The sequence below is a fragment of the Xylanibacter muris genome, from assembly GCF_013166605.1.
Taxonomy (GTDB): Bacteria; Bacteroidota; Bacteroidia; order Bacteroidales; family Bacteroidaceae; genus Prevotella; species Prevotella muris.
Genome location: NZ_JABKKF010000003.1, coordinates 23,997 through 42,996, shown reverse-complemented (window position 1 = coordinate 42,996; position 19,000 = coordinate 23,997). Strand labels below are relative to the sequence as shown.

Below are 19,000 nucleotides of genomic sequence, written 5' to 3'. Positions count from 1 at the left end.
GTTAAAAGTGTATTTGGGCCAAATACACTGTGTATATATGCTGGATACACTGTGTATATATGCTGAATACACTCTGTATTCAGGCCAAATACACTTTTAACATTTGCTGTCTGTCAGATGCGAACCTGTAATCCGTGGCTGTCAGGCTTTGCTTCTGCTTTTAGTGACCATCCATACTCCCGTGAAAACAAGAATGACGGCAAACAGATGAGACAGCTTAAGTGTTCCTATTCCCGTAAGGACGCTTACCGCCACAGCCACTGCCGGCTGTACATAATTATATGTGCTTACCACTGTCGGGCGCAAAGTGTGCTGTCCTATCATGGTGAGGATATATGCGGCGTATGTGCCAATAAGCACAACATAACCCGTCTCGAGCCATGTTTTTACCGGCACCTCGGACCATTCGATAGCGGCTACATGTCTGAACGATAGCGGTAGAATTATGATGGTGGCGTAGGTGAACATCCATTTGTTTATCGTGAACACCGAGTACTTCCGTATCAGAGGGTTGAACAGCGACAAATAGAGTGCGAAGGAAAATTGTGCGAAAAGGCAAAGCAAGTCTCCGCGTATGTCACCGATTTTTGAGCTTGCGGCTGCTGCACTTGTGAGTATAAGTATAAGTGCACCGCTACACCCCATGAGTACCCCGGCAGCTTTCTTGCCGGTTATAGGCTCATGAAGGATTATGGCTGCAAGAATCATTGCGAATATAGGCATTGAGGTCGTCACAATGCTTGCGTTGATGGGTGATGTAATGCTGAGACCTATGGTATAGCAACACTGGTTGAGCACAAGTCCGAACAGTCCGGCCGGGGCGAACATAAGTATGTCGCGCAGGGGGACGTGTTCCTTGGGTGTAAACAGCGATGTTATCCAAAAGAGCGTTGCGGCTCCTGTAACCCGGAATGTGACCATGTCTATTCCTGTGATACCGTGTGTCATGGCATCTTTTCCAAGTGGAGCCATAAGCCCCCAGAATGCGCATGCTAAAAACATGCTGATGTGTGCTTTCAACTGTTGTCTGTCATCCATATCATGCTATTATTAAAAACAATCCTGAATACGTTTATATCTGTTGTGGAATGCTGTGCAAAATTAATTATAAAAAAGTGGTTTGCGGATTCTTTTCTGTTGTTTTTTTATAAAAAACATTTCCATTGGTCTGCATACTGGAAAAAAACACTATCTTTGTATATCTTTGCTTATTCATTGATACATAACTAAAAAACCTACATATATGCAGAAATATGCTGATTATATAGAGCAGATAGAGATAGAGTCGCTGTGGAGCGGCATACGTCATATAGTATGGAATCTTGATCCTAAGGTAAACATTCTCAGTGGTGTGAACGGAGTGGGAAAGAGCACAATACTGAATAAGGTCGTAAAAGGACTTATGCAGGGAGGTGAGTTCCCGAGTCATTTGCTTAAGGGGGTGCATATAAAGGTTGTGCCTGAGGATGCAAAATGGATAAGGTATGACGTGATACGCAGCATTGACCGTCCGCTTATGTCGGGTGATTCTATGAAAAAGATTGTCGATGTGACTGTTGCCACAGAGCTTGACTGGCAGTTGTATATGCTTCAGCGCAAATATCTGGACTATCAGGTGAATATCGGCAACAGGATAATATCCGTGCTCCAGGGCGGCAGCACGGATGCGGCCATAAAGGCCCAGGAACTGTCAAGGCCGAAGTTGTTGTTTCAGAATCTTATAGACGAATTGTTTGCGGAGACAGGCAAGAGGCTTATACGTACGAAAAATGAGATTGCCTTCACGCAGATAGGAGAGGAGCTTCTTCCGTATCAGCTGTCGAGCGGGGAGAAGCAGATGCTTGTCATTTTGCTTACTGTGCTGATAGAGGACAACCTGCCATACGTGCTGTTTATGGATGAGCCGGAAATAAGTCTGCATATTGATTGGCAGCAAAAACTGATAGACATGATTCTGCAGCTAAATCCCAATGTTCAGATTGTGCTTACAACCCATTCTCCTGCCGTGATAATGGGAGGATGGATAGACAAGGTGACTGAAGTGAGTGACATAACTCTATAAGGTTTATGGGCAGAAGGCTTAGGGATAATATCTCGTCGCAGTATGTAGAGGCGGCAAACAGGCTCAGGTCTAAGAAGGCAAGGCGGAAGATTGTGGCATACGTTGAAAGCTATGAAGACATTTTCTTCTGGCGCACGGTGTTGGGCAGATTCGAGGACAGCACCCGTTATTTTGAGGTTATGCTCCCCTCTCACGGAAAATTAAAGCGTGGCAAGAAGTCTGTGCTGATGAATCTTGTGGGAAATATGGTTGGTGAGAATATCCTCGCCTGTGTCGATGCAGACTATGATTATATGTTGCAGGGAAAAACCGAAGGATCGTCACAGATTCTTAACAATCCGTATGTTCTCCATACATACGTTTATGCCATTGAGAACTATCAGTGTTATGCTCCCGGGCTGCATAACGTTGCCGTGATGGTGACACTGAACGATCATGATATATTTGATTTCGGGGAATATCTTGCACTGTATTCCGAAGCATTCTTTCCTTTGTTTGTATGGTCGGTATGGATGTACCGTACCGGATATCATGGCAGTTTCTCCATTTCCGATTTCTGTCATGTGATAGATCCCGGCAGTTTTAGTATAGACAATCCATACGTTTCAATACAAAATGTGAGACGTAAGGTAAACCGGAGAATCGCCCAGCTCAAGAGTGCCTTTCCGCTTGCAAAAGAATCTTATTTAAGTCTTAAGGCAGAGATTCTAAGCCTTGGGGTGAAGCCTGAGACTGCATATCTTTATATCCAGGGGCATCATCTTTTCGATGTTGTTGTGGTTCCTATAATGAATAAGGTTTGCAGCCGTCTGCGTCAGGAGCGTGAGAATGAGATTCACCGTACGGCCACTCATAATACCCAGATGCGTAACGAATTGTCGTGTTACGAGAAAAGCATAGAAGACATACGCTCAATGTTGAAAAGAAATACCGGCTATACGGACGCTCCGGAATTTAAGAAACTTCTTGAGGATGTCGGGCGGGCGATAGGCGATGTGAAGGCGCACACCGGTGAGACAAGGGAATGATTCTTGCTGTCCCACCGGTATGTGTATGTTCAATGATGTTTATTTTATATCAAACGTATGTCTCAATGAATTTCACATTGCCGCTTATATGTACAGTGTTGTCCCATGCCGGCAGCAAAACAGTTTCCCCCTCATTGAACGTATATACGTTTCCTTTCTCGTCTGTTATAGTTCCGTCTCCGTTTATACATATTAATATGACAAAGCTGTCGAGCTCGGAATAGTCGAGTGTCATTGCCTCTTTCATGTCGTATACGGATGTGGTGAAATGTTTGCACGAAATAAGTGTCACACCCTCATTCTCTTTTGCTTTATAATGTGTGCGGTAGTCAGACTCTACATTGTAGTCGATGCATTCGGCCGCCTCAGCGGTGTGGAGTTGTCGCAGGCATCCGTTGCTGTCTTTTCTGTTGAAATCGTATATACGGTAGGTTATGTCGCTTGTCTGCTGGATTTCCAGGAGAAAGCATCCTGCACCTATACTGTGGATGCGTCCGGCAGGGATGAAGAAACAGTCGCCTTCTGCAACGTCATATTCACTTATTACATCACAGATAGAATTGTCTTTTACATGTTTCCGATACAGTTCCGGAGTAATCCCGTGCGACAGGCCGCTCCGGAGCTTTGCATTGACAGTGGATTTAAGTATATACCACATTTCTGTCTTTCCATGTTCCTTTCCATGTTTTCTTGCCGTTTCGTCATCTGGATGAACCTGTATGGACAGGTCTTTCCTTGCGTCGATGAATTTTATGAGTAGGGGAAATTCATTTCCAAAGCATTCGTAGTTATCTTTTCCTATCAGTTCGCCTTTAAGCTCGGACACCAGTTCGTTCAGCTTTCTTCCTTTATATTCCCCATCGTGGACAACAGACTCATTATCCTTAACTCCGGAAATCTCCCAGCTTTCGCCCACATTATCGATGTCGTATGTAATGTGTTTGATTTCCTTGATCCTGTTTCCTCCCCATATTGTCTGCTTAAGCAGTGGTTCGAATTTAATCACATGCATCTTTTCCATTTTTCTTCTTTTCCTTTTCTTATGTAGTAAAATCTTCTTCAGTTGTCTTTCCAGAAACTCCTTGTGAACAGTACGAGAACTGTCATTATTTCAAGTCGTCCCATTAGCATGAGCAGTGAGCATACCCAGGTGACGCTGTCGGGCAGTGAACTCCACGACATGACCGGCCCTATCTGTGTACCCAGTGTCGGGCCTACATTGCTCATGCAACTTAACGATATTGTTATTGCGTTGGTATTGTCAATTCCTATCACAATCATTATTGTTGCTGCAATCAGCGACATTAAAACATATAAGGCAAAGAACGCGAACAGCGATGTAATGTTTGATTGCGGTACGCTCAGCCCGTTTACCTTTACCGGCAGTACTGCGTTCGGATGGAGTATGTGCTTGAATTCGTTTATCATGATTTTCAGTGTCATTACTCCGCGTATACATTTGAATCCTCCACTTGTAGATCCGGCGCATGAGCCGATGAACATACATACACCGAGAATCACCCATGTTATATGAGGCCATGCACCGGCATCATCGTTGAACAGTCCTGTGGTTGTGATAAAGGATACCACTTGGAACAATGCGCTTCGGAAGGCACGCTCGAGGTCATAGCCGAGGTTGGAAATAAGCAGATACATTATCCATACAGTTGCCACGGTTATTATTATGCAGTACATGCGGAATTCGGAGTTTGCGGCAATTTCTCTTAGTTTCAGCTTGAATACGCAAGTATACAGCAATACGAAATTTATTCCGGAAAGGAATTGAAACAATATTCCGAGGTATTCAATAAGTGGTGTCTGGAAATATGCCGTGCTGTCGTTGTGAGTTGAGAACCCTCCTGTGGCTGTAGTTGACATTGAGTAGTTCACACTGTCGAACAGACTCATGCCCGCAAGCCAGAAAGCCAGCATGCATGCAAGTGTGAGAAACAGATATATGGACCATATCCATTTCGCGCTTGTGCTTAGTCTGGGATGCATTTTTGATTTTATAGGCCCTGTGGTCTCAGCCGCAAATACCTTCATGCTTCCTCCCACCATCGACGGGAGTACGGCAATGGTGAAGAATACTATTCCAAGTCCGCCTATCCATTGTGTAAGCGAACGCCAGAAAAGTATGCCGTGAGGCAGTGCTTCCACATCGTCTATGATGCTTGCGCCTGTGGTGGTGAATCCAGACATTGTCTCGAAATAGGCATCTGCAATGTTTGTAATATATCCTCCGGTTACAAACGGCAGCATGCCGAAGAAACTGAATACTACCCATGTGGCTGTCACTACAAGATAGGCGTCGCGCCGGCTCAGGTTGTTGTCTGCGTTACGTCCGAAGTAGCGGCATACGAGTCCTGCGGATATTGTAAATGTCATGGAAATGAGAAAAGCCATGATGTCATCTTCCTTATAGTATAAGGACACCATTACACAACTCAGCATGAATATGCTTTCAAGGTGAAGAAGCTGGCCTATGATTTTCCAGATGATTTTAAAGTTCAGCATTTCTGACGTTTTTGTTTTGTATGGGGGCAGGCTGTTCCCGTTTGTTCATGTTTAAAGGAATTTCCTCGGCTTGAAGAATTTCTCGACCTTTTTCAGGTTATGCTTATGGCAGAACACCATTACCGAGTCACCTGCCTGTATCTGTGAATTGCCGTTGACAAGCATTCCCACATCGTTTCTTACAAGTCCGCCTATAGTCATGCCAAATGGCAGTCCGAGATTTTTTACAGGCTTTTTGGTGACGGGTGAATTTTCTGCGGCTGTGAATTCGGCCACATCGGAATCTGCGGTCATGAGTGAGCGCATGTTTGTCACGTTTGCATCTATCATCATCTGATATATGTGTGCCGCGGCCACTGTCTTTTTGTTTATTATAGTACCGATGTCGAGGCTTTCTGCCATGCTTACATAGTCGAGGTTTTCAACCATTGCTATGGTTTTCCCCACTCCCATTCGCTTTGCCGACAGGCATGCCAGAATGTTTGTCTCTGCATTGCCGGTAAGTGCCACGAAGGCCTGGGTGTTTTTTATTCCTTCTTCCGTGAGCAGTTCAATGTCGCGCCCGTCACCGTGTATCACCATCGTGTCGTTGTCGCTTAATAGCAGGTTGAGTTTCTCACAGCGTTTTTCATCTTTCTCTATTATCTTCACGTTCATGTAATCGGGGGTGATAAGCGCTGCCCTTACGGCTGTTTTCCCTCCGCCCATGATTATTACGTTTTTCACATCAGCATAATGCTCCTTTCCCGATATTTTTCGTATGTATGGAATATAATCGACTGTTGTCATGAAATACGCCATATCAAGATTTTTGAGCACATCATTTCCCCCTGGAATAATGGTGTCGTTTTCACGTTTTATGGCCACTATGTGGTAGGGGTCGTCCGGTCCGCACAGTTCGCGTAATGGTTTGTTGAGAATTTCGCACGTTTCCCTGAGCTTTACGCCCAACATTACCAACTCACCGTTGTGCACATCCCATCGCTGCCGTACCCAGCTCATCTTAAGACCGTTGTTTATGTCTTGAGCTGCAAGCACTTCCGGATAGATGAGTGAGTCTATCCCTATATTCTTGAAAAATGGAATAAGCTTTTTGGAAAGATATTCGTAGTTGTCTATTCTTGCTACGGTTTTCTTTGCCCCGATGTTGTGGGCAATGATGCATGCGTTCATGTTCCGGCTTTCGTCCGGTGTGACGGCAACGAACAGTGCGGCATTTCCCACACCGGCATCCTCAAGCACCTTTATGCTTGTCGGTGAGCCTTGCATGGTCATTATGTCATAGTCGCTTGCCATGGTTCCGAGCCGTTCAGGGTGTTCGTCAATGAGTGTACAGTCCTGATGGTCTCTTGACAGGAGTTTTGCAAGGTGTGTTCCGGTGGCACCTGCTCCGGCTATAATAATCTTCATGTCAGTTTCTTTAATTCTGTCTTTATGCTTTCCTTGTCTATTCCCGCTATTTTCCAGAGTTCCTCCACAGTTCCGTGCTCGATGAAACTGTCGGGAAGTCCCATTCGCACAATTCTTGTCTGATGGCCGTGGTCGGCCATCCATTCAAGTATGGCAGAGCCGAAGCCTCCGTTTCTCACACCGTCTTCCACTACGATTATAGCGGGGAACTTTTTTGCCGCCTCTTCCAATAGGTTGTTGTCGAGCGGTTTTACAAACCTCATGTCGTAGTGGGCGGCAGTGAATCCAGTATACTCGCGTTCGGTTTCAGATATGGCTTCCGCCACGGTGTTTCCTATAGGTCCGAGTGACATTACAGCCACGTTGTTGCCGTCTTTAAGGCGGCGTCCGGTTCCGACGGTGATTTCCTCAAGCGGACAGTGCCAGTCTGCAAGCACTCCGCATCCGCGCGGGTATCGTATGACGAACGGTCCTTTTCCCGGAAGTTGTGCCGTGTACATCATGCGGCGCAATTCATGTTCATCCATAGGCGATGCAATGGTCATGTTCGGCACAGGGCGTAATGAGGCAATGTCGAATGCCCCATGGTGGGTGGGACCGTCCTGTCCGACTATTCCTGCACGGTCGAGACATAACACTACCGGCAGTTTGAGTATGGCCACATCGTGTATCACGTTGTCGTATGCCCGTTGGGCAAATGCACTGTAGATATTGCAGAAAGGTTGCAGTCCCTCCTTTGCCATTCCTCCTGAGAAGGTTACGGCATGGCCTTCGGCTATACCCACATCGAACACTCTGTCCGGCATTTCTCCGGCCATTATGTTCATTGAGCATCCGGTTGGCATTGCAGGAGTGACACCGACAATTCTTGGGTTTGTACGTGCCAGTTCAAGCAATGTGTGTCCGAATACATCCTGATATTTTGCTGGCTTTCCATTGTTGTCTTCCTTTATCCGTTCTCCTGTGTCGACATCAAACTTTCCCGGGGCATGCCATATTGTGGCCGCCTTTTCCGCCGGTTCGTATCCTTTTCCTTTGACGGTATGTATGTGAAGCATCTTCGGTCCGCTCATGTTTTTGAGTTGTCGCAATATTCTGACCAGTTCTTTCACGTTGTGGCCGTCAAATGGTCCGAAATATCTGATATTCAGGCCTTCAAAGATGTTCTGCTGATGACTGAAAGCCGACTTCAGGGCGTTTCCGAGGCGTATCAGACCTTTCTTGCGGTCGTCCTCGAGATAACCTTTTGAGTGGAGCCATTTCGACAGTTTGAAACGCATGTCGTTGTATGTCTCATTGGTGTTCAGCCCGATGAGATACTGTTTCAGCCCGCCTACGCTTCTGTCTATGCTCATGTTATTGTCGTTGAGAATTATGAGCATGTCGTTGGGTGTGGATGAGACGTTGTTAAGCCCCTCGAAGGCCAAACCTCCGCTCATTGCCCCGTCACCGATGACTGCCACAACATGTCTTTTCCCGTTGTTTTTCTTTTCAGCCACGGCCATGCCTAAAGCGGCAGAAATGGAGTTGCTTGCATGGCCGCATACAAAGGTGTCGTATTCGCTTTCGTTTGGTGAGGGGAATGGCATTATTCCGTGCAGTTTCCTGTTGGTGCAGAAACGCTTGCGTCTGCCTGTAAGTATCTTATGTCCGTAAGCCTGATGCCCTACATCCCATACAATTCTGTCATTGGGAGTGTCGTATACATAATGAATAGCCACCGTCAGTTCCACAGCGCCAAGGCTCGATGCCAGATGGCCGGGATTTACTGACAGTTCGTTTACAATGTTCTCGCGCAGCTGTCTGCATAGTTCCGGCAGCTGGTCAACACCCAGTTTACGAAGGTCGCTGGGGTATTCTATTTTGTTAAGAAGGCTCAAATCCTCGTGTTTCACCATCTGTATTTATTGAATAACACGGCAAAGTTAAGCAAAATAAATTGATTTTCCTGTTTTTATGTCAGATAAATTGCTACTTTTGTATATGCAATGAATTTAGCTATATATGCTGGGATTGTTGTGGAGATTATTTTGTAAGGATTGTTTGAATTTAAATTGTTACTGTAATGAGATATGGAATTGTAGGTACGGGTGCTGTAGGAGGCTATTTCGGAGGACTGTTGGCAAAAGCCGGTCGGGATGTTCATTTTCTGTTGCACAGTGATTATCACTATGTAAGGCAAAATGGCCTGAGGGTGGATTCCGTTGACGGTGATTTTATTCTTGATAATATCAATGTATACGACAGCACGTCAGCCATGCCGGAGTGTGATGTGGTGTTTGTGGCGATGAAGACGACATCAAACGGTATGTTGGCCGCGATGCTGCCTCCTCTGTTGCATGACAATACCCTCGTCATATTGATACAAAACGGTATTGGTGTTGAGGAGGATGTACAGGCGTTACTTCCCGGAGTGCGTCTGGCCGCAGGACTGGCGTATATCTGTACAACGAAAGTAGGGCCGGGGCATATATGGCACCAAAGCAACGGAAGATTGAGCATTGGGGATTACTCTTGTGGCGATGAGGCTTTCATGGATGCCGTTGTGGCAGATATGACGGATGCCGGTTTGAGAGTGAACCGTGTTGGGTATAATGAGGCCAGATGGAAGAAAGCAGTATGGAACATGCCCTTCAACGGCATGACTGTCGTGATGAATACCGACTGTGCCGGACTTATAGACTGCCGTGCCACAGAGAGGCTTATCCGCATGATGATGCTTGAGGTGGTCGGTGCTGCCCGTGCCTGCGGAGTGGAAGGAGTTGACGAAAGCTATGCCATGAGGATGATAGACATGACACGGCACATGCCATCTTATTCTTCAAGTATGAAGGCCGATTATGACAATGGACGTCCGATGGAAATTCGTTATCTTTATGCCAGGCCTATAGAGATTGCCGCCGGACATGGTTTCAAAATGCCGATGCTGAGTATGCTTGCGGCCCAGCTTGAATTTATGGACGGCCGGAAGTGAGCTTAACATAATGTCGTGTTTCGAGACGTTATATATAAAAACAGGCGGGTACGACAGCCCGCCTGTTTTTTATCCGTTTGTTGTTAATTCTTCGCGATAAAAGCCTGTTAGGCTTTGTAGTGTTCAAGGTCTTCTGTCTTGAAATTCTTGATGAAGCCGTAGTGTCCGTTTACCTCTTCTTCCGCATGGCGCACGAACACGTTTGCACTCTTCTCGAAAAGTTCCGGTGCACGGGTAGCATCCTCTATGATGAGCAGCGACATGATTATGTCGGCTGTCATTTCATATAGACGTCGTGCAAGGAAGTCTTGTTTGCACTGGTCAGCATCGTTCTTTACAATGTTGACAGCCTCTTCGTATTTTGCAACGAGCGTCTCTGTCCTTGCCTTCAAGTCTGTCATGCTGTCGCTTACTTCACGCTCAAGCATTTCCTTGATGATGCCGAGATATGTGCCGTTGGTGATATAGCGTATGGCAGCCACAACCTGCAGCTGTGTTGTACCCTCGTAGATAGAGAATATGCGTGCATCGCGGTACAGACGCTGGCTCTTGTATTCCATGATGAAGCCGGAACCGCCGTGTATCTGTATTGCATCGTATGCATTCTGGTTGGCATATTCGGAGTTCATGCCTTTTGCCAGCGGAGTGAAGGCATCCGCAAGGCGTGTGTATTTCTTCTGCTCCTGACGCTCTTCCGGAGTAAGCTTGCGTTCACGTGCGATATCATCGAGAGCTTTGTATATATCGACGTAGCGTGCTGTCTGGTACAGTATGCTGCGACCTGCGTCAAGCTTGGCCTTCATGCGTGCAAGCATGTCGTATACTGCCGGGAAGTTTATTATGGCTGTATCAAACTGCTTGCGGTCTTTTGCGTATGCCAGTCCTTCATTGTATGCAGCCTGGCTCACACCGACGCTCTGTGCGGCAATGCCGAGGCGCGCACCGTTCATAAGGGCCATGACATATTTGATAAGTCCCATGCGTGTGCTTCCGCAAAGTTCCGCCTTTGCATTCTTGTATACAAGCTCGCATGTAGGAGAACCGTGTATGCCGAGCTTGTGTTCTATGTGGCGCACTGTTACGCCTCCGTCTCTCTTGTCGTAGATGAACATAGAAAGTCCGCGGCCGTCGTGTGTCCCCTCTTCGGAACGTGCCAGCACAAGATGGATGTCTGAGTCACCGTTTGTGATAAAACGCTTGACACCGTTAAGATACCAGCATTTATCCTCTTCGCTGTATGTGGCTTTCAGCATTACCCGCTGGAGGTCGGAGCCTGCATCCGGCTCTGTGAGGTCCATACTCATTGTCTCACCGGCGCATACGCGGGGGATATACTTCTTGCGCTGTTCCTCATCACCGAATTCATATAAGGTCTCGATACAGTCCTGGAGCGACCATATATTCTGGAAACCTGCATCAGCGGCTGAAACAATCTCTGAAGCCATGGAGTATGGGGTTATTGGCATGTTGAGCCCGCCGTAGCGCCTTGGCATGGAGATACCCCAAAGGCCGGCCTTGCGTGTGGCTTCAAGATTTTCGTATGTCTTTGAAGCATAGTGCATGCGTCCGTCAATGAGGTGCGGGCCTTCGAGGTCTACGTCCTCTGAGTTTGGCTCGATGATATTGGCTGCAATGTCGCCTGTTATGTCGAGCACGCGTCTGTAGTTCTCGATAGCGTCTTCAAAGTCTACCGGAGCATCGTCGTAAGTATCTTTGTCTGCAAAGTTGCGTTCCTTGAGTTCAACGATTCGTTTCATCTCAGGATGATTAAGATAGAAATCAAACTCAGGATGATCGCTATAGTAATTTGCCATATTCTTTATTTCTTTATTGAAAAACTATTTACTGTTCTGTTTGTAGTATTTGATGAGTTTCGGTACGACCTCTTCTACTGTTCCCGTGATTACATAGTCGGCAATCTTGTTGATTGGTGCTTCCGGATCATTGTTTATAGAGATGATGATGCCGGAATCCTGCATACCTGCGATATGCTGTATCTGTCCGGATATGCCGCATGCAATATATACTTTAGGATGTACGGTCACGCCAGTCTGTCCGATCTGCCTGTCGTGGTCAGCCCATCCTGCATCCACGGCTGCGCGGCTTGCTCCCACTTCTCCGTGAAGCTCTTTTGCCAATTGGAACAGCATGTCGAAGCCTTCCTTGCTGCCTACACCGTAGCCACCGGCCACGACGATGGGCGCGCCTTTCAGATTGTGCTTTGCTGCCTCTACATGACGGTCGAGCACTTTCACGATATAGTCTTCTGCCGGCACATATTTTGTTACATCAGGATATACGGTCTCATTTTTTGCCTCACCCTCATAAACGGCTTTCTGCATCACACCGCTTCTTACCGTAGCCATTTGCGGCCGGTGGTCGGGGTTGACGATTGTCGCTACGATATTACCTCCGAATGCCGGACGTATCTGATAGAGAAGGTTTGTATAGTGTGTGCCGCTCTTCTTGTCGTCGTAGTCACCGATTTCAAGTTCGGTACAGTCCGCTGTGAGTCCGCTTGTGAGTGATGACGATACTCTTGGTCCTAAGTCGCGTCCTATTACTGTTGCTCCCATAAGACAAATCTGGGGCTGTTCTTCCTTAAACAGGTTTACAAGTATGTCTGTGTGCGGTGCCGATGTATATGGGAATAGTCCTTCTGCATCGAAAACAAAAAGCTTGTCCACACCGTATGGCAGTATCTGTGTTTCCACATTACCCTTAATGCCTGTTCCGGCCACTACTGCATGAAGCTCGACATTTAGCTGATTGGCCAGCTTGCGGCCTTTGGTGAGGAGCTCTTGGGAAACCTCGGCAACGGTTGTGCCTTCAATCTCGCAATATACGAATACGTTATTCATTGTTTATCCAATAATCTTTTCATTCAACAATTCAGTTATCAGATCCTCTATGTCGGTGTCGCTGCCGGTGAGGGTCTTGCTCTCCTTTGCCTGGAATACAATATTCTTCACAGCCTTGACCTTGGTCGGCGAGCCGCTCAGTCCGCACTGTTGCGGATCCCCGTTGACATCGGCCACAGACCACTGTGTAAGTGTGAGATAAGGACGTTCTTCGTAAAGATTCGCATACGGCATATCCGTAGTACGTTCAAGCGGAGCTGTGGCTCTCTTGTATTTCATAACCAGTTTTGCATTACACGGGCGGCATGGAGCGGCGCTTCCGTTAACGGTAACTACCACTGGCATCGGTGTCTCAACAGTTTCCACACCTCCGTCTATATGGCGGCGTATGGTCAGTCTGTTGTTCTCGCATTTCATTATTTCCTCTGCGTATGTTACCTGTGACAGACCCAGCTTCTGTGCTACCTGAGGTCCAACCTGAGCCGTATCACCGTCGATAGCCTGGCGTCCTCCTATGATAACGTCTACATCGCCAATCTTTTTAATGGCAGTGGCGAGTGCGTAGGATGTGGCGAGTGTGTCAGCGCCTGCGAACAGACGGTCGGTAAGGAGCCATCCTGTGTCTGCTCCACGGTATAATCCCTGGCGGATTACTTCTGCTGCACGGGGAGGTCCCATGGTAAGAATGCCTACGGTAGAACCAGGGTTCTGCTCTTTAAGACGCAGAGCCTGTTCGAGTGCATTCATATCTTCGGGATTGAAGATTGCAGGCAGTGCGGCACGGTTTACGGTGCCTTCTGCCGTCATGGCATCCTTGCCTACGTTTCTTGTGTCTGGTACTTGCTTTGCAAGCACAACAATTTTCAAACTCATATTTGTTTCCTCTGTTATTAAGTTTTTATTGTCTTTTTATTATTATGTTTTAGGTGTGAAATGCACAACTATATATACTAATGTGCAAAAGTACCGTTTTTTTGTTATACTGCAAAGAAAAAGGCACTAAAATGTTGGTTTCTTGCATTCCTCCCCTGTGTTAATCCTTGTCTTTGACATGTGTTATATGTATTTCAAAGACCGGACATTGTACATATTGCAAAGCGATGTCCATGCACAGTATAAGATACGATATGTCACATTGCTCATTTGACTTGACGAAAACGTTCTTTTAGTGCCTTTGACTGTTTTGTTTTTCCTGATTTATGTATTGAATATATATAAAATACGTATTACATATTTATTATGTCTTTTTTTGTCAGTATTTTCACTTCTCCGTAATTCTTCAGTTTTTCAATATCTTCCTTATTTAGTTTGCCTACAATGAATATGGCGCGGTTTGCAGGTTTTACATTGTTTACATAGAAATTATATACGTCATCTGTTGAGACTTTGCGTATGCTTTCCGCAAATTCCTTGTTTGTGTCGTATTTATAGCCTTTGAATATGTCTTCCGCCACATAGTCTGCCTTGCCGCGGAATGACGGGTAATTGTTGTTCATGTTGTTCAGGTATGACTGCTTTGCTATTTCTATCTGTTTTTCTTTGACAGGCATATTGTTCATGAGGCTGTCTAATACAGATAATGCGGCAAAGGTCTTGTCGGCCTGTGTCCCCATTTTTGTTATGAATGCGGTATGCTCTTGCGGATGTGTATTCTTTGGAGTCAGTTGTACTTCTCCGCCTGCATAGTAGGCGTATGAGCGGATTTCCCTTATTTCCTGAAACATCAGCGATGACATGTCTTTACCGAAATAGTTTCCCCAAATTATCATTGGCGCTCTTTTGTCCCATGTATCGGCCTTGGGCAATTGTGTGTATGTGCCTATGATATTCTGTCGGGCTTTAGGTGTAAGATATACATATACTGTCGGTTTATCCACGGAAATATATTTTCTGAACGTGTCTTTATGTCTGTTCATGGCTTTTCCGGGATTAAGATATTTGCGTATAAGTCTTTCTACGGTGCTGTCCTCTGTGCGTCCGGTGTATGTTATGTCACATTCGTAGTTCTGCAGCTCCTTATAGGTGTTGATGAGTTTCTCGCCTGTGAGATTATTTATTTCGGATGATGTCGGTGAATATTTCAGATATGACGACTCGTTGCCGAACATCACTTTTTCCATCATCGCATCGGCAACGTTTGTATAGTCCTTATCGAAAGACTTTATTGCGATTTTATAGCTTTTCTTTTCATCGTCAAGCTTTTTCTTTTCCGGTTTCACGTTGTTCATGAAATGACGGAGCAGTTTAAGGGTGTTTTCGAGCTGTGATTCGAATCCGCTCAGACTTATTGTGAAAGTCCCGTTGCCGGCATACTGCTCCATTGTCGTTCCTATTTTCTGCAGTGACTTGCCGAATTCTGTCTTCGACAGCGAATCTGTTCCTAATGTTTTTATGAAGCTTTCCGCTGTTTCAAGAATAGGCTTGTCTATTGTGCCACAGCGATATTTTATGTTCATTGTGAATATGTTGTTCATCGGGTTGTGAGCGGTGTACAGTGTGGCAAGCGGGCCGAGTTCTATTCTGTTGACATCTTTTTGAAAATCAATAGTCCTTATTTCTATAGGCTTCACCGGTATGCTGTCGAGAGCTTTGGCATATTCGGATTCTACATCGGTGTTCTTCGGTTTAACGGGCTTGTATCCCGGTTGGGTAAGTCTGTCTTTTGAGTAAATACCGAATTTCTTGACCATTCTTATGTAGTTGTCGTTGATGTATTTTCTGGCAACTCTGACGATGTCTTCCTTTGTTATACGGTTGATTTGTTCTTCAAGCGCAAGATAATCGTTCCAAGTGTCCAGTTGGGTGAATACCGATACCATCATGTTTGCTCTCTTGTTCATATTCTCAAGATTGGTGTGGAAGTTTCTTATGCTTTCCATCTTCAGATGGTTGAGTGTTGTTTCAGAGAAATCACCGTTTTTCAGTCTTTCTATCTGTTTGAGCAGGAGTCGTTCCGCTTTTTTCTTGGAACCGAACGGGATATTCGGGATGACACCGAGTATTACCGCTCCCGCGTCTTTTTGTGGCATTGCCATGGCGGTGGCTCCAAGCCATTTTCCTGCATCAGCAAGTGAGTCGAGCATGCCGGTTTCCTGTTCGTTTGCAAGAAGCTGAAGTGCAAATGTCATCACCACATCGTCCTTGTCCATCGCCTTTGGACCACGATAGCAAAGGCCGGTGGCTTTAATAATAGGTATTGGAAGTTTCAGACCAATGGTGGTTTTGCCGTCGAAAGGTTTGGGTTCTGCTGTCTGTCTTTGCGGTGCGTTGCCCGGTTTTATGTGCCCGAAAGTCTTTTCAAGCAGCGGTTTGATTGTTTTGGTATCAATGTCGCCACACAGTATAAGTCCCATGTTGCCTGCCACATAATACTTGTCGTAGAATTCCTGCATCTCGCTTAGTTTGGGATTTTTCAGGTTGTCCGTGCTGCCGATAATCGGGTATTCGTAAGGTGTGCCGGAATATACAGCAGACATGAATTTTTCGATAACAGGCATGACCACGTTGTCCGAATACATGTTCTTTTCCTCATATACCGTTTCCAGTTCCCCCTGGAATAGCCTGAAGACAGGTGATATCAGGCGTTCGCTGTTCAGTTTGCACCATTGTTCTATGAATTGCGGCACGAACGTGTTGTAGTAAAAAGTGTGGTCGTATGATGTTCCGGCATTCAGTCCTGAGCCTCCGTATTTTGCTATGAGATTGCTGAATTCGTTGGGAATGGCGTATTCGGAAGCTTTTATGCTCAGCTCGTTTATATGTTTTTGTATTTTTATGCGTTCAGTATTGTCGTTTGTCCGTGATAATATGTCATATTGTGCTGATATGGAATCGAGCCATGGTTTTTCTGCCTTATAGTCCGTGGTGCCTATTTTGTCTGTTCCTTTAAATAGTATGTGTTCAAAGTAGTGTGCCATGCCTGTATTGGGACAGTCGTTGGACCCTACTTTCACTACTACTGCTCCGAACACCTTAGGTTGGGAGTGGTCTTCGTTAAGCCATACAGTCATGCCGTTGGTCAGTTTCAGCTCCTTTACTTCCAAAGCAGATGATGTCTGCGGATTGAACTGCAGGTCTGTGGTTTCTGTTGTGGATGAAAGAACGTTTCCTGTAATAATCAATGCTGCGGCAAGAAGTGTTGTCTTTTTACCGTTGTTATGCCTTTTTGTTATTGTCATATTAAATGTTTATGTTTAGTCTGTTGCAAAGGTAATGTTTTTTAAGAATATATGTATGGCTAAAGGTGTTTTTTGTACAAAATGTTTTTGTAATGAACCGTCATACTGCCATGATTGTATGGTAAATTCATAGGTTCCACGCTGATTATGGTTTTATCATTGTTTTGCGCGGTTTGCGATAATATATACCATGGTATGATGGCTGGTGTGTGTGAGTATGCGATTGCGTGATTGTATTACATGTGAAAGGCGGATGAATGATAAATGTTTTTGGGAAAAATGCTTGCTGTTTCATCTGAATGGTTTATCTTTGCAAAGTACATAAAAAACTATATATTATGGTTCATCGACAGATTCTAAAGGAGAAAGCTGCAAAGTATTTGGTTTGTTTTAATGAAAATTGTCCGCTGCATGCTCATTGTCTGCGTTGGCAGGTCAGCCGTTTTGTCTCAGATTCACGGCTTGTTATTTCTTGTATAAATCCCAACCTGTCACAGGCGGTGGAAGGGAAATGCCCTGCATACCGTAATGACACGCCACAACCTGTTGCAAGGGGTATGGTTCATTTTTATGATGATATGCCCCGTAAAACTGAAGTTGAGATAAAGACTAAACTGATAAGCCGCTATGGCCGGACCGGTTATTATGATATGCGTAGGGGGACGCGCCAGATTACAGCGGAGATTCAGGAGGAAATAAGGCAGGTATGCTGTAGCTGCGGCTGGACTGTGAAACTGCGGTTTGACGGCTATTCGGAAGAACTTGTCTGGTAAATGTTAATTGCCATTATTATGAGTTTTGTTTTATTTTCCTGATACATGTTGTAGTTTCACTGATTCTCAGTATCTTTGCATTATGGATTTAAAAGATAAGCGTATAGCCGTTTTGCTTTCCGGTGGTGTAGACAGTTCTGTTGTGGTATATGAACTGGCGCGGAAAGGCCTGCATCCGGACTGTTTTTATATAAAGATAGGTCCTGAGGAGGATGAGGAGTGGGATTGCTCCTCGGAAGAAGACCTTGAGATGGCCACAGCTGTGGCCGCCCGTTATGGGTGCAGGTTACAGGTGGTTGACTGCCATAAGGAATACTGGGAAAAGGTGACAAGTTATACAATGGATAAGGTAAGGGCAGGATTTACCCCTAATCCCGATGTTATGTGTAACAGACTGATAAAGTTTGGCGCTTTTGACGAGAAGATAGGCCATGGCTACGATCTGATAGCCACCGGGCATTATGCGTGTACCGAGATTATCGACGGGCATAAATGGCTTGTGACGAGTCCGGATCCCGTTAAGGATCAGACCGATTTCCTTGCCCAGATATATGACTGGCAGTTGCGCAAGGCGTTTTTCCCGATTGGACATTATATGAAGGACGAGGTGAGGGATATTGCCGTGCGTGAGCATCTTATCAACGCAAAACGAAAGGATTCTCAGGGTATATGCTTTCTTGGAAAGGTAAACTATAATGACTATATACGCCGTTATCTTGGAGAGAATCCCGGTGATGTGGTGGATTTTGAGACAGGAAAGAAGTTGGGGCGTCATAAAGGGTTATGGTTTCATACCATAGGGCAGCGTCACGGACTTGGTTTCGGAGGAGGTCCCTGGTATGTTGTAAGAAAGGATGTTGAAAGAAATATCCTGTATGCCAGTAGGGGGTATGAGCCAAGCACTGCCTATAAACAGGATTTCTCCATACATGACTTTCACTTCCTTACAGTGAATGAATTGCCGGAGAATGTCACTTTCAAAATACGCCATACACCTGAATATCATCCGGCTGTATTGGAGAAAACATCATCCGGCTGTTATATCATACATTCGTCAGAACCCATTCAAGGGGTGGCTCCAGGTCAGTTCTGTGTAATCTATGATGAACGGCATCATTGTTGTTTCGGTTCGGGCGAGATTGTGTTTTAGACCTTATATATAAAGACAATTCTTCCTATATGTATGGATGTGCCTTC

The 19,000-nt window shown here is 45.6% G+C and carries 14 protein-coding genes; 5 read left to right on the top strand and 9 right to left on the bottom strand.

The window, feature by feature from the left end:
* Positions 1 to 141 precede the first annotated feature (141 nt).
* Complete coding sequence (locus HPS56_RS04205; RefSeq protein ID WP_172274368.1) at positions 142 to 1,038, bottom strand: DMT family transporter; 897 nt, start codon at positions 1,036 to 1,038, stop codon at positions 142 to 144.
* A 205-nt stretch (positions 1,039 to 1,243) separates the two neighbouring features.
* Between HPS56_RS04205 and HPS56_RS04200 the strand changes: the two genes are divergently transcribed.
* Both HPS56_RS04200 and HPS56_RS04195 read left to right on the top strand, forming a co-directional pair.
* Positions 1,244 to 2,062 carry an AAA family ATPase gene (locus tag HPS56_RS04200; protein WP_172274365.1) on the top strand — a complete coding sequence of 273 codons (819 nt, stop codon included), beginning with the start codon at positions 1,244 to 1,246 and terminating at the stop codon, positions 2,060 to 2,062.
* A gap of 5 nt (positions 2,063 to 2,067) precedes the next feature.
* On the top strand, positions 2,068 to 3,090 hold the full coding sequence (locus HPS56_RS04195) for a DUF4435 domain-containing protein (protein WP_172274363.1): 1,023 nt from the start codon (positions 2,068 to 2,070) through the stop codon (positions 3,088 to 3,090).
* Positions 3,091 to 3,139: 49 nt separating this feature from the next.
* On the opposite strand, the gene HPS56_RS04190 is transcribed toward HPS56_RS04195, so the two are convergent.
* The 4 genes from HPS56_RS04190 to dxs are packed head-to-tail and all read right to left on the bottom strand — an operon-like array spanning position 3,140 to position 8,915.
* Positions 3,140 to 4,102, bottom strand: a complete 963-nt coding sequence (locus HPS56_RS04190) for a type I phosphomannose isomerase catalytic subunit (protein WP_172275113.1) — start codon at positions 4,100 to 4,102, stop codon at positions 3,140 to 3,142.
* Positions 4,103 to 4,149: 47 nt separating this feature from the next.
* Complete coding sequence (locus HPS56_RS04185; protein WP_172274360.1) at positions 4,150 to 5,607, bottom strand: TrkH family potassium uptake protein; 1,458 nt, start codon at positions 5,605 to 5,607, stop codon at positions 4,150 to 4,152.
* A gap of 51 nt (positions 5,608 to 5,658) precedes the next feature.
* Positions 5,659 to 7,017, bottom strand: a complete 1,359-nt coding sequence (gene trkA / locus HPS56_RS04180; protein WP_172274358.1) for a Trk system potassium transporter TrkA — start codon at positions 7,015 to 7,017, stop codon at positions 5,659 to 5,661.
* Positions 7,014 to 8,915: a 1-deoxy-D-xylulose-5-phosphate synthase gene (gene dxs / locus HPS56_RS04175; RefSeq protein ID WP_172274356.1), complete on the bottom strand. Its 1,902-nt coding sequence runs from the start codon at positions 8,913 to 8,915 to the stop codon at positions 7,014 to 7,016. The genes trkA and dxs overlap by 4 nt, the downstream gene beginning before the upstream one ends.
* Positions 8,916 to 9,082: 167 nt before the next feature.
* Between dxs and HPS56_RS04170 the strand changes: the two genes are divergently transcribed.
* On the top strand, positions 9,083 to 9,991 hold the full coding sequence (locus tag HPS56_RS04170) for a 2-dehydropantoate 2-reductase (RefSeq protein WP_172274353.1): 909 nt from the start codon (positions 9,083 to 9,085) through the stop codon (positions 9,989 to 9,991).
* Positions 9,992 to 10,098: 107 nt separating this feature from the next.
* Here HPS56_RS04170 and HPS56_RS04165 read toward each other — a convergent pair whose 3' ends face one another.
* The 4 genes from HPS56_RS04165 to HPS56_RS04150 form a co-directional block, all read right to left on the bottom strand.
* A complete protein-coding gene (locus tag HPS56_RS04165; protein WP_172274350.1) occupies positions 10,099 to 11,805 on the bottom strand; it encodes an acyl-CoA dehydrogenase family protein in 1,707 nt (568 codons plus the stop codon).
* Positions 11,806 to 11,829: 24 nt separating this feature from the next.
* Positions 11,830 to 12,852, bottom strand: a complete 1,023-nt coding sequence (locus HPS56_RS04160) for an electron transfer flavoprotein subunit alpha/FixB family protein (protein WP_172274347.1) — start codon at positions 12,850 to 12,852, stop codon at positions 11,830 to 11,832.
* Between the two features lie 3 nt (positions 12,853 to 12,855).
* On the bottom strand, positions 12,856 to 13,725 hold the full coding sequence (locus tag HPS56_RS04155; protein WP_172274345.1) for an electron transfer flavoprotein subunit beta/FixA family protein: 870 nt from the start codon (positions 13,723 to 13,725) through the stop codon (positions 12,856 to 12,858).
* 353 nt (positions 13,726 to 14,078) lie between these two features.
* Entirely contained in the window at positions 14,079 to 17,030 is a 2,952-nt protein-coding gene (locus HPS56_RS04150) for a M16 family metallopeptidase (protein ID WP_172274343.1), read from the bottom strand.
* A 338-nt stretch (positions 17,031 to 17,368) separates the two neighbouring features.
* Here HPS56_RS04150 and HPS56_RS04145 point away from each other — a divergent pair, with 338 nt between their 5' ends.
* Both HPS56_RS04145 and mnmA read left to right on the top strand, forming a co-directional pair.
* A complete protein-coding gene (locus tag HPS56_RS04145) occupies positions 17,369 to 17,803 on the top strand; it encodes a DUF6078 family protein (RefSeq protein WP_172274340.1) in 435 nt (144 codons plus the stop codon).
* 82 nt (positions 17,804 to 17,885) lie between these two features.
* Entirely contained in the window at positions 17,886 to 18,953 is a 1,068-nt protein-coding gene (mnmA, locus tag HPS56_RS04140) for a tRNA 2-thiouridine(34) synthase MnmA (protein ID WP_172274338.1), read from the top strand.
* Positions 18,954 to 19,000 lie beyond the last annotated feature (47 nt).

Bases quoted from the DNA above. Each gene is read 5' to 3' on its own strand.
- HPS56_RS04205 (WP_172274368.1), bottom strand. From the start codon at position 1,038: ATGGATGACAGACAACAGTTGAAAGCACACATCAGCATGTTTTTAGCA.
- HPS56_RS04200 (WP_172274365.1), top strand. From the start codon at position 1,244: ATGCAGAAATATGCTGATTATATAGAGCAGATAGAGATAGAGTCGCTG.
- HPS56_RS04195 (WP_172274363.1), top strand. From the start codon at position 2,068: ATGGGCAGAAGGCTTAGGGATAATATCTCGTCGCAGTATGTAGAGGCG.
- HPS56_RS04190 (WP_172275113.1), bottom strand. From the start codon at position 4,102: ATGCATGTGATTAAATTCGAACCACTGCTTAAGCAGACAATATGGGGA.
- HPS56_RS04185 (WP_172274360.1), bottom strand. From the start codon at position 5,607: ATGCTGAACTTTAAAATCATCTGGAAAATCATAGGCCAGCTTCTTCAC.
- trkA (WP_172274358.1), bottom strand. From the start codon at position 7,017: ATGAAGATTATTATAGCCGGAGCAGGTGCCACCGGAACACACCTTGCA.
- dxs (WP_172274356.1), bottom strand. From the start codon at position 8,915: ATGGTGAAACACGAGGATTTGAGCCTTCTTAACAAAATAGAATACCCC.
- HPS56_RS04170 (WP_172274353.1), top strand. From the start codon at position 9,083: ATGAGATATGGAATTGTAGGTACGGGTGCTGTAGGAGGCTATTTCGGA.
- HPS56_RS04165 (WP_172274350.1), bottom strand. From the start codon at position 11,805: ATGGCAAATTACTATAGCGATCATCCTGAGTTTGATTTCTATCTTAAT.
- HPS56_RS04160 (WP_172274347.1), bottom strand. From the start codon at position 12,852: ATGAATAACGTATTCGTATATTGCGAGATTGAAGGCACAACCGTTGCC.
- HPS56_RS04155 (WP_172274345.1), bottom strand. From the start codon at position 13,725: ATGAGTTTGAAAATTGTTGTGCTTGCAAAGCAAGTACCAGACACAAGA.
- HPS56_RS04150 (WP_172274343.1), bottom strand. From the start codon at position 17,030: ATGACAATAACAAAAAGGCATAACAACGGTAAAAAGACAACACTTCTT.
- HPS56_RS04145 (WP_172274340.1), top strand. From the start codon at position 17,369: ATGGTTCATCGACAGATTCTAAAGGAGAAAGCTGCAAAGTATTTGGTT.
- mnmA (WP_172274338.1), top strand. From the start codon at position 17,886: ATGGATTTAAAAGATAAGCGTATAGCCGTTTTGCTTTCCGGTGGTGTA.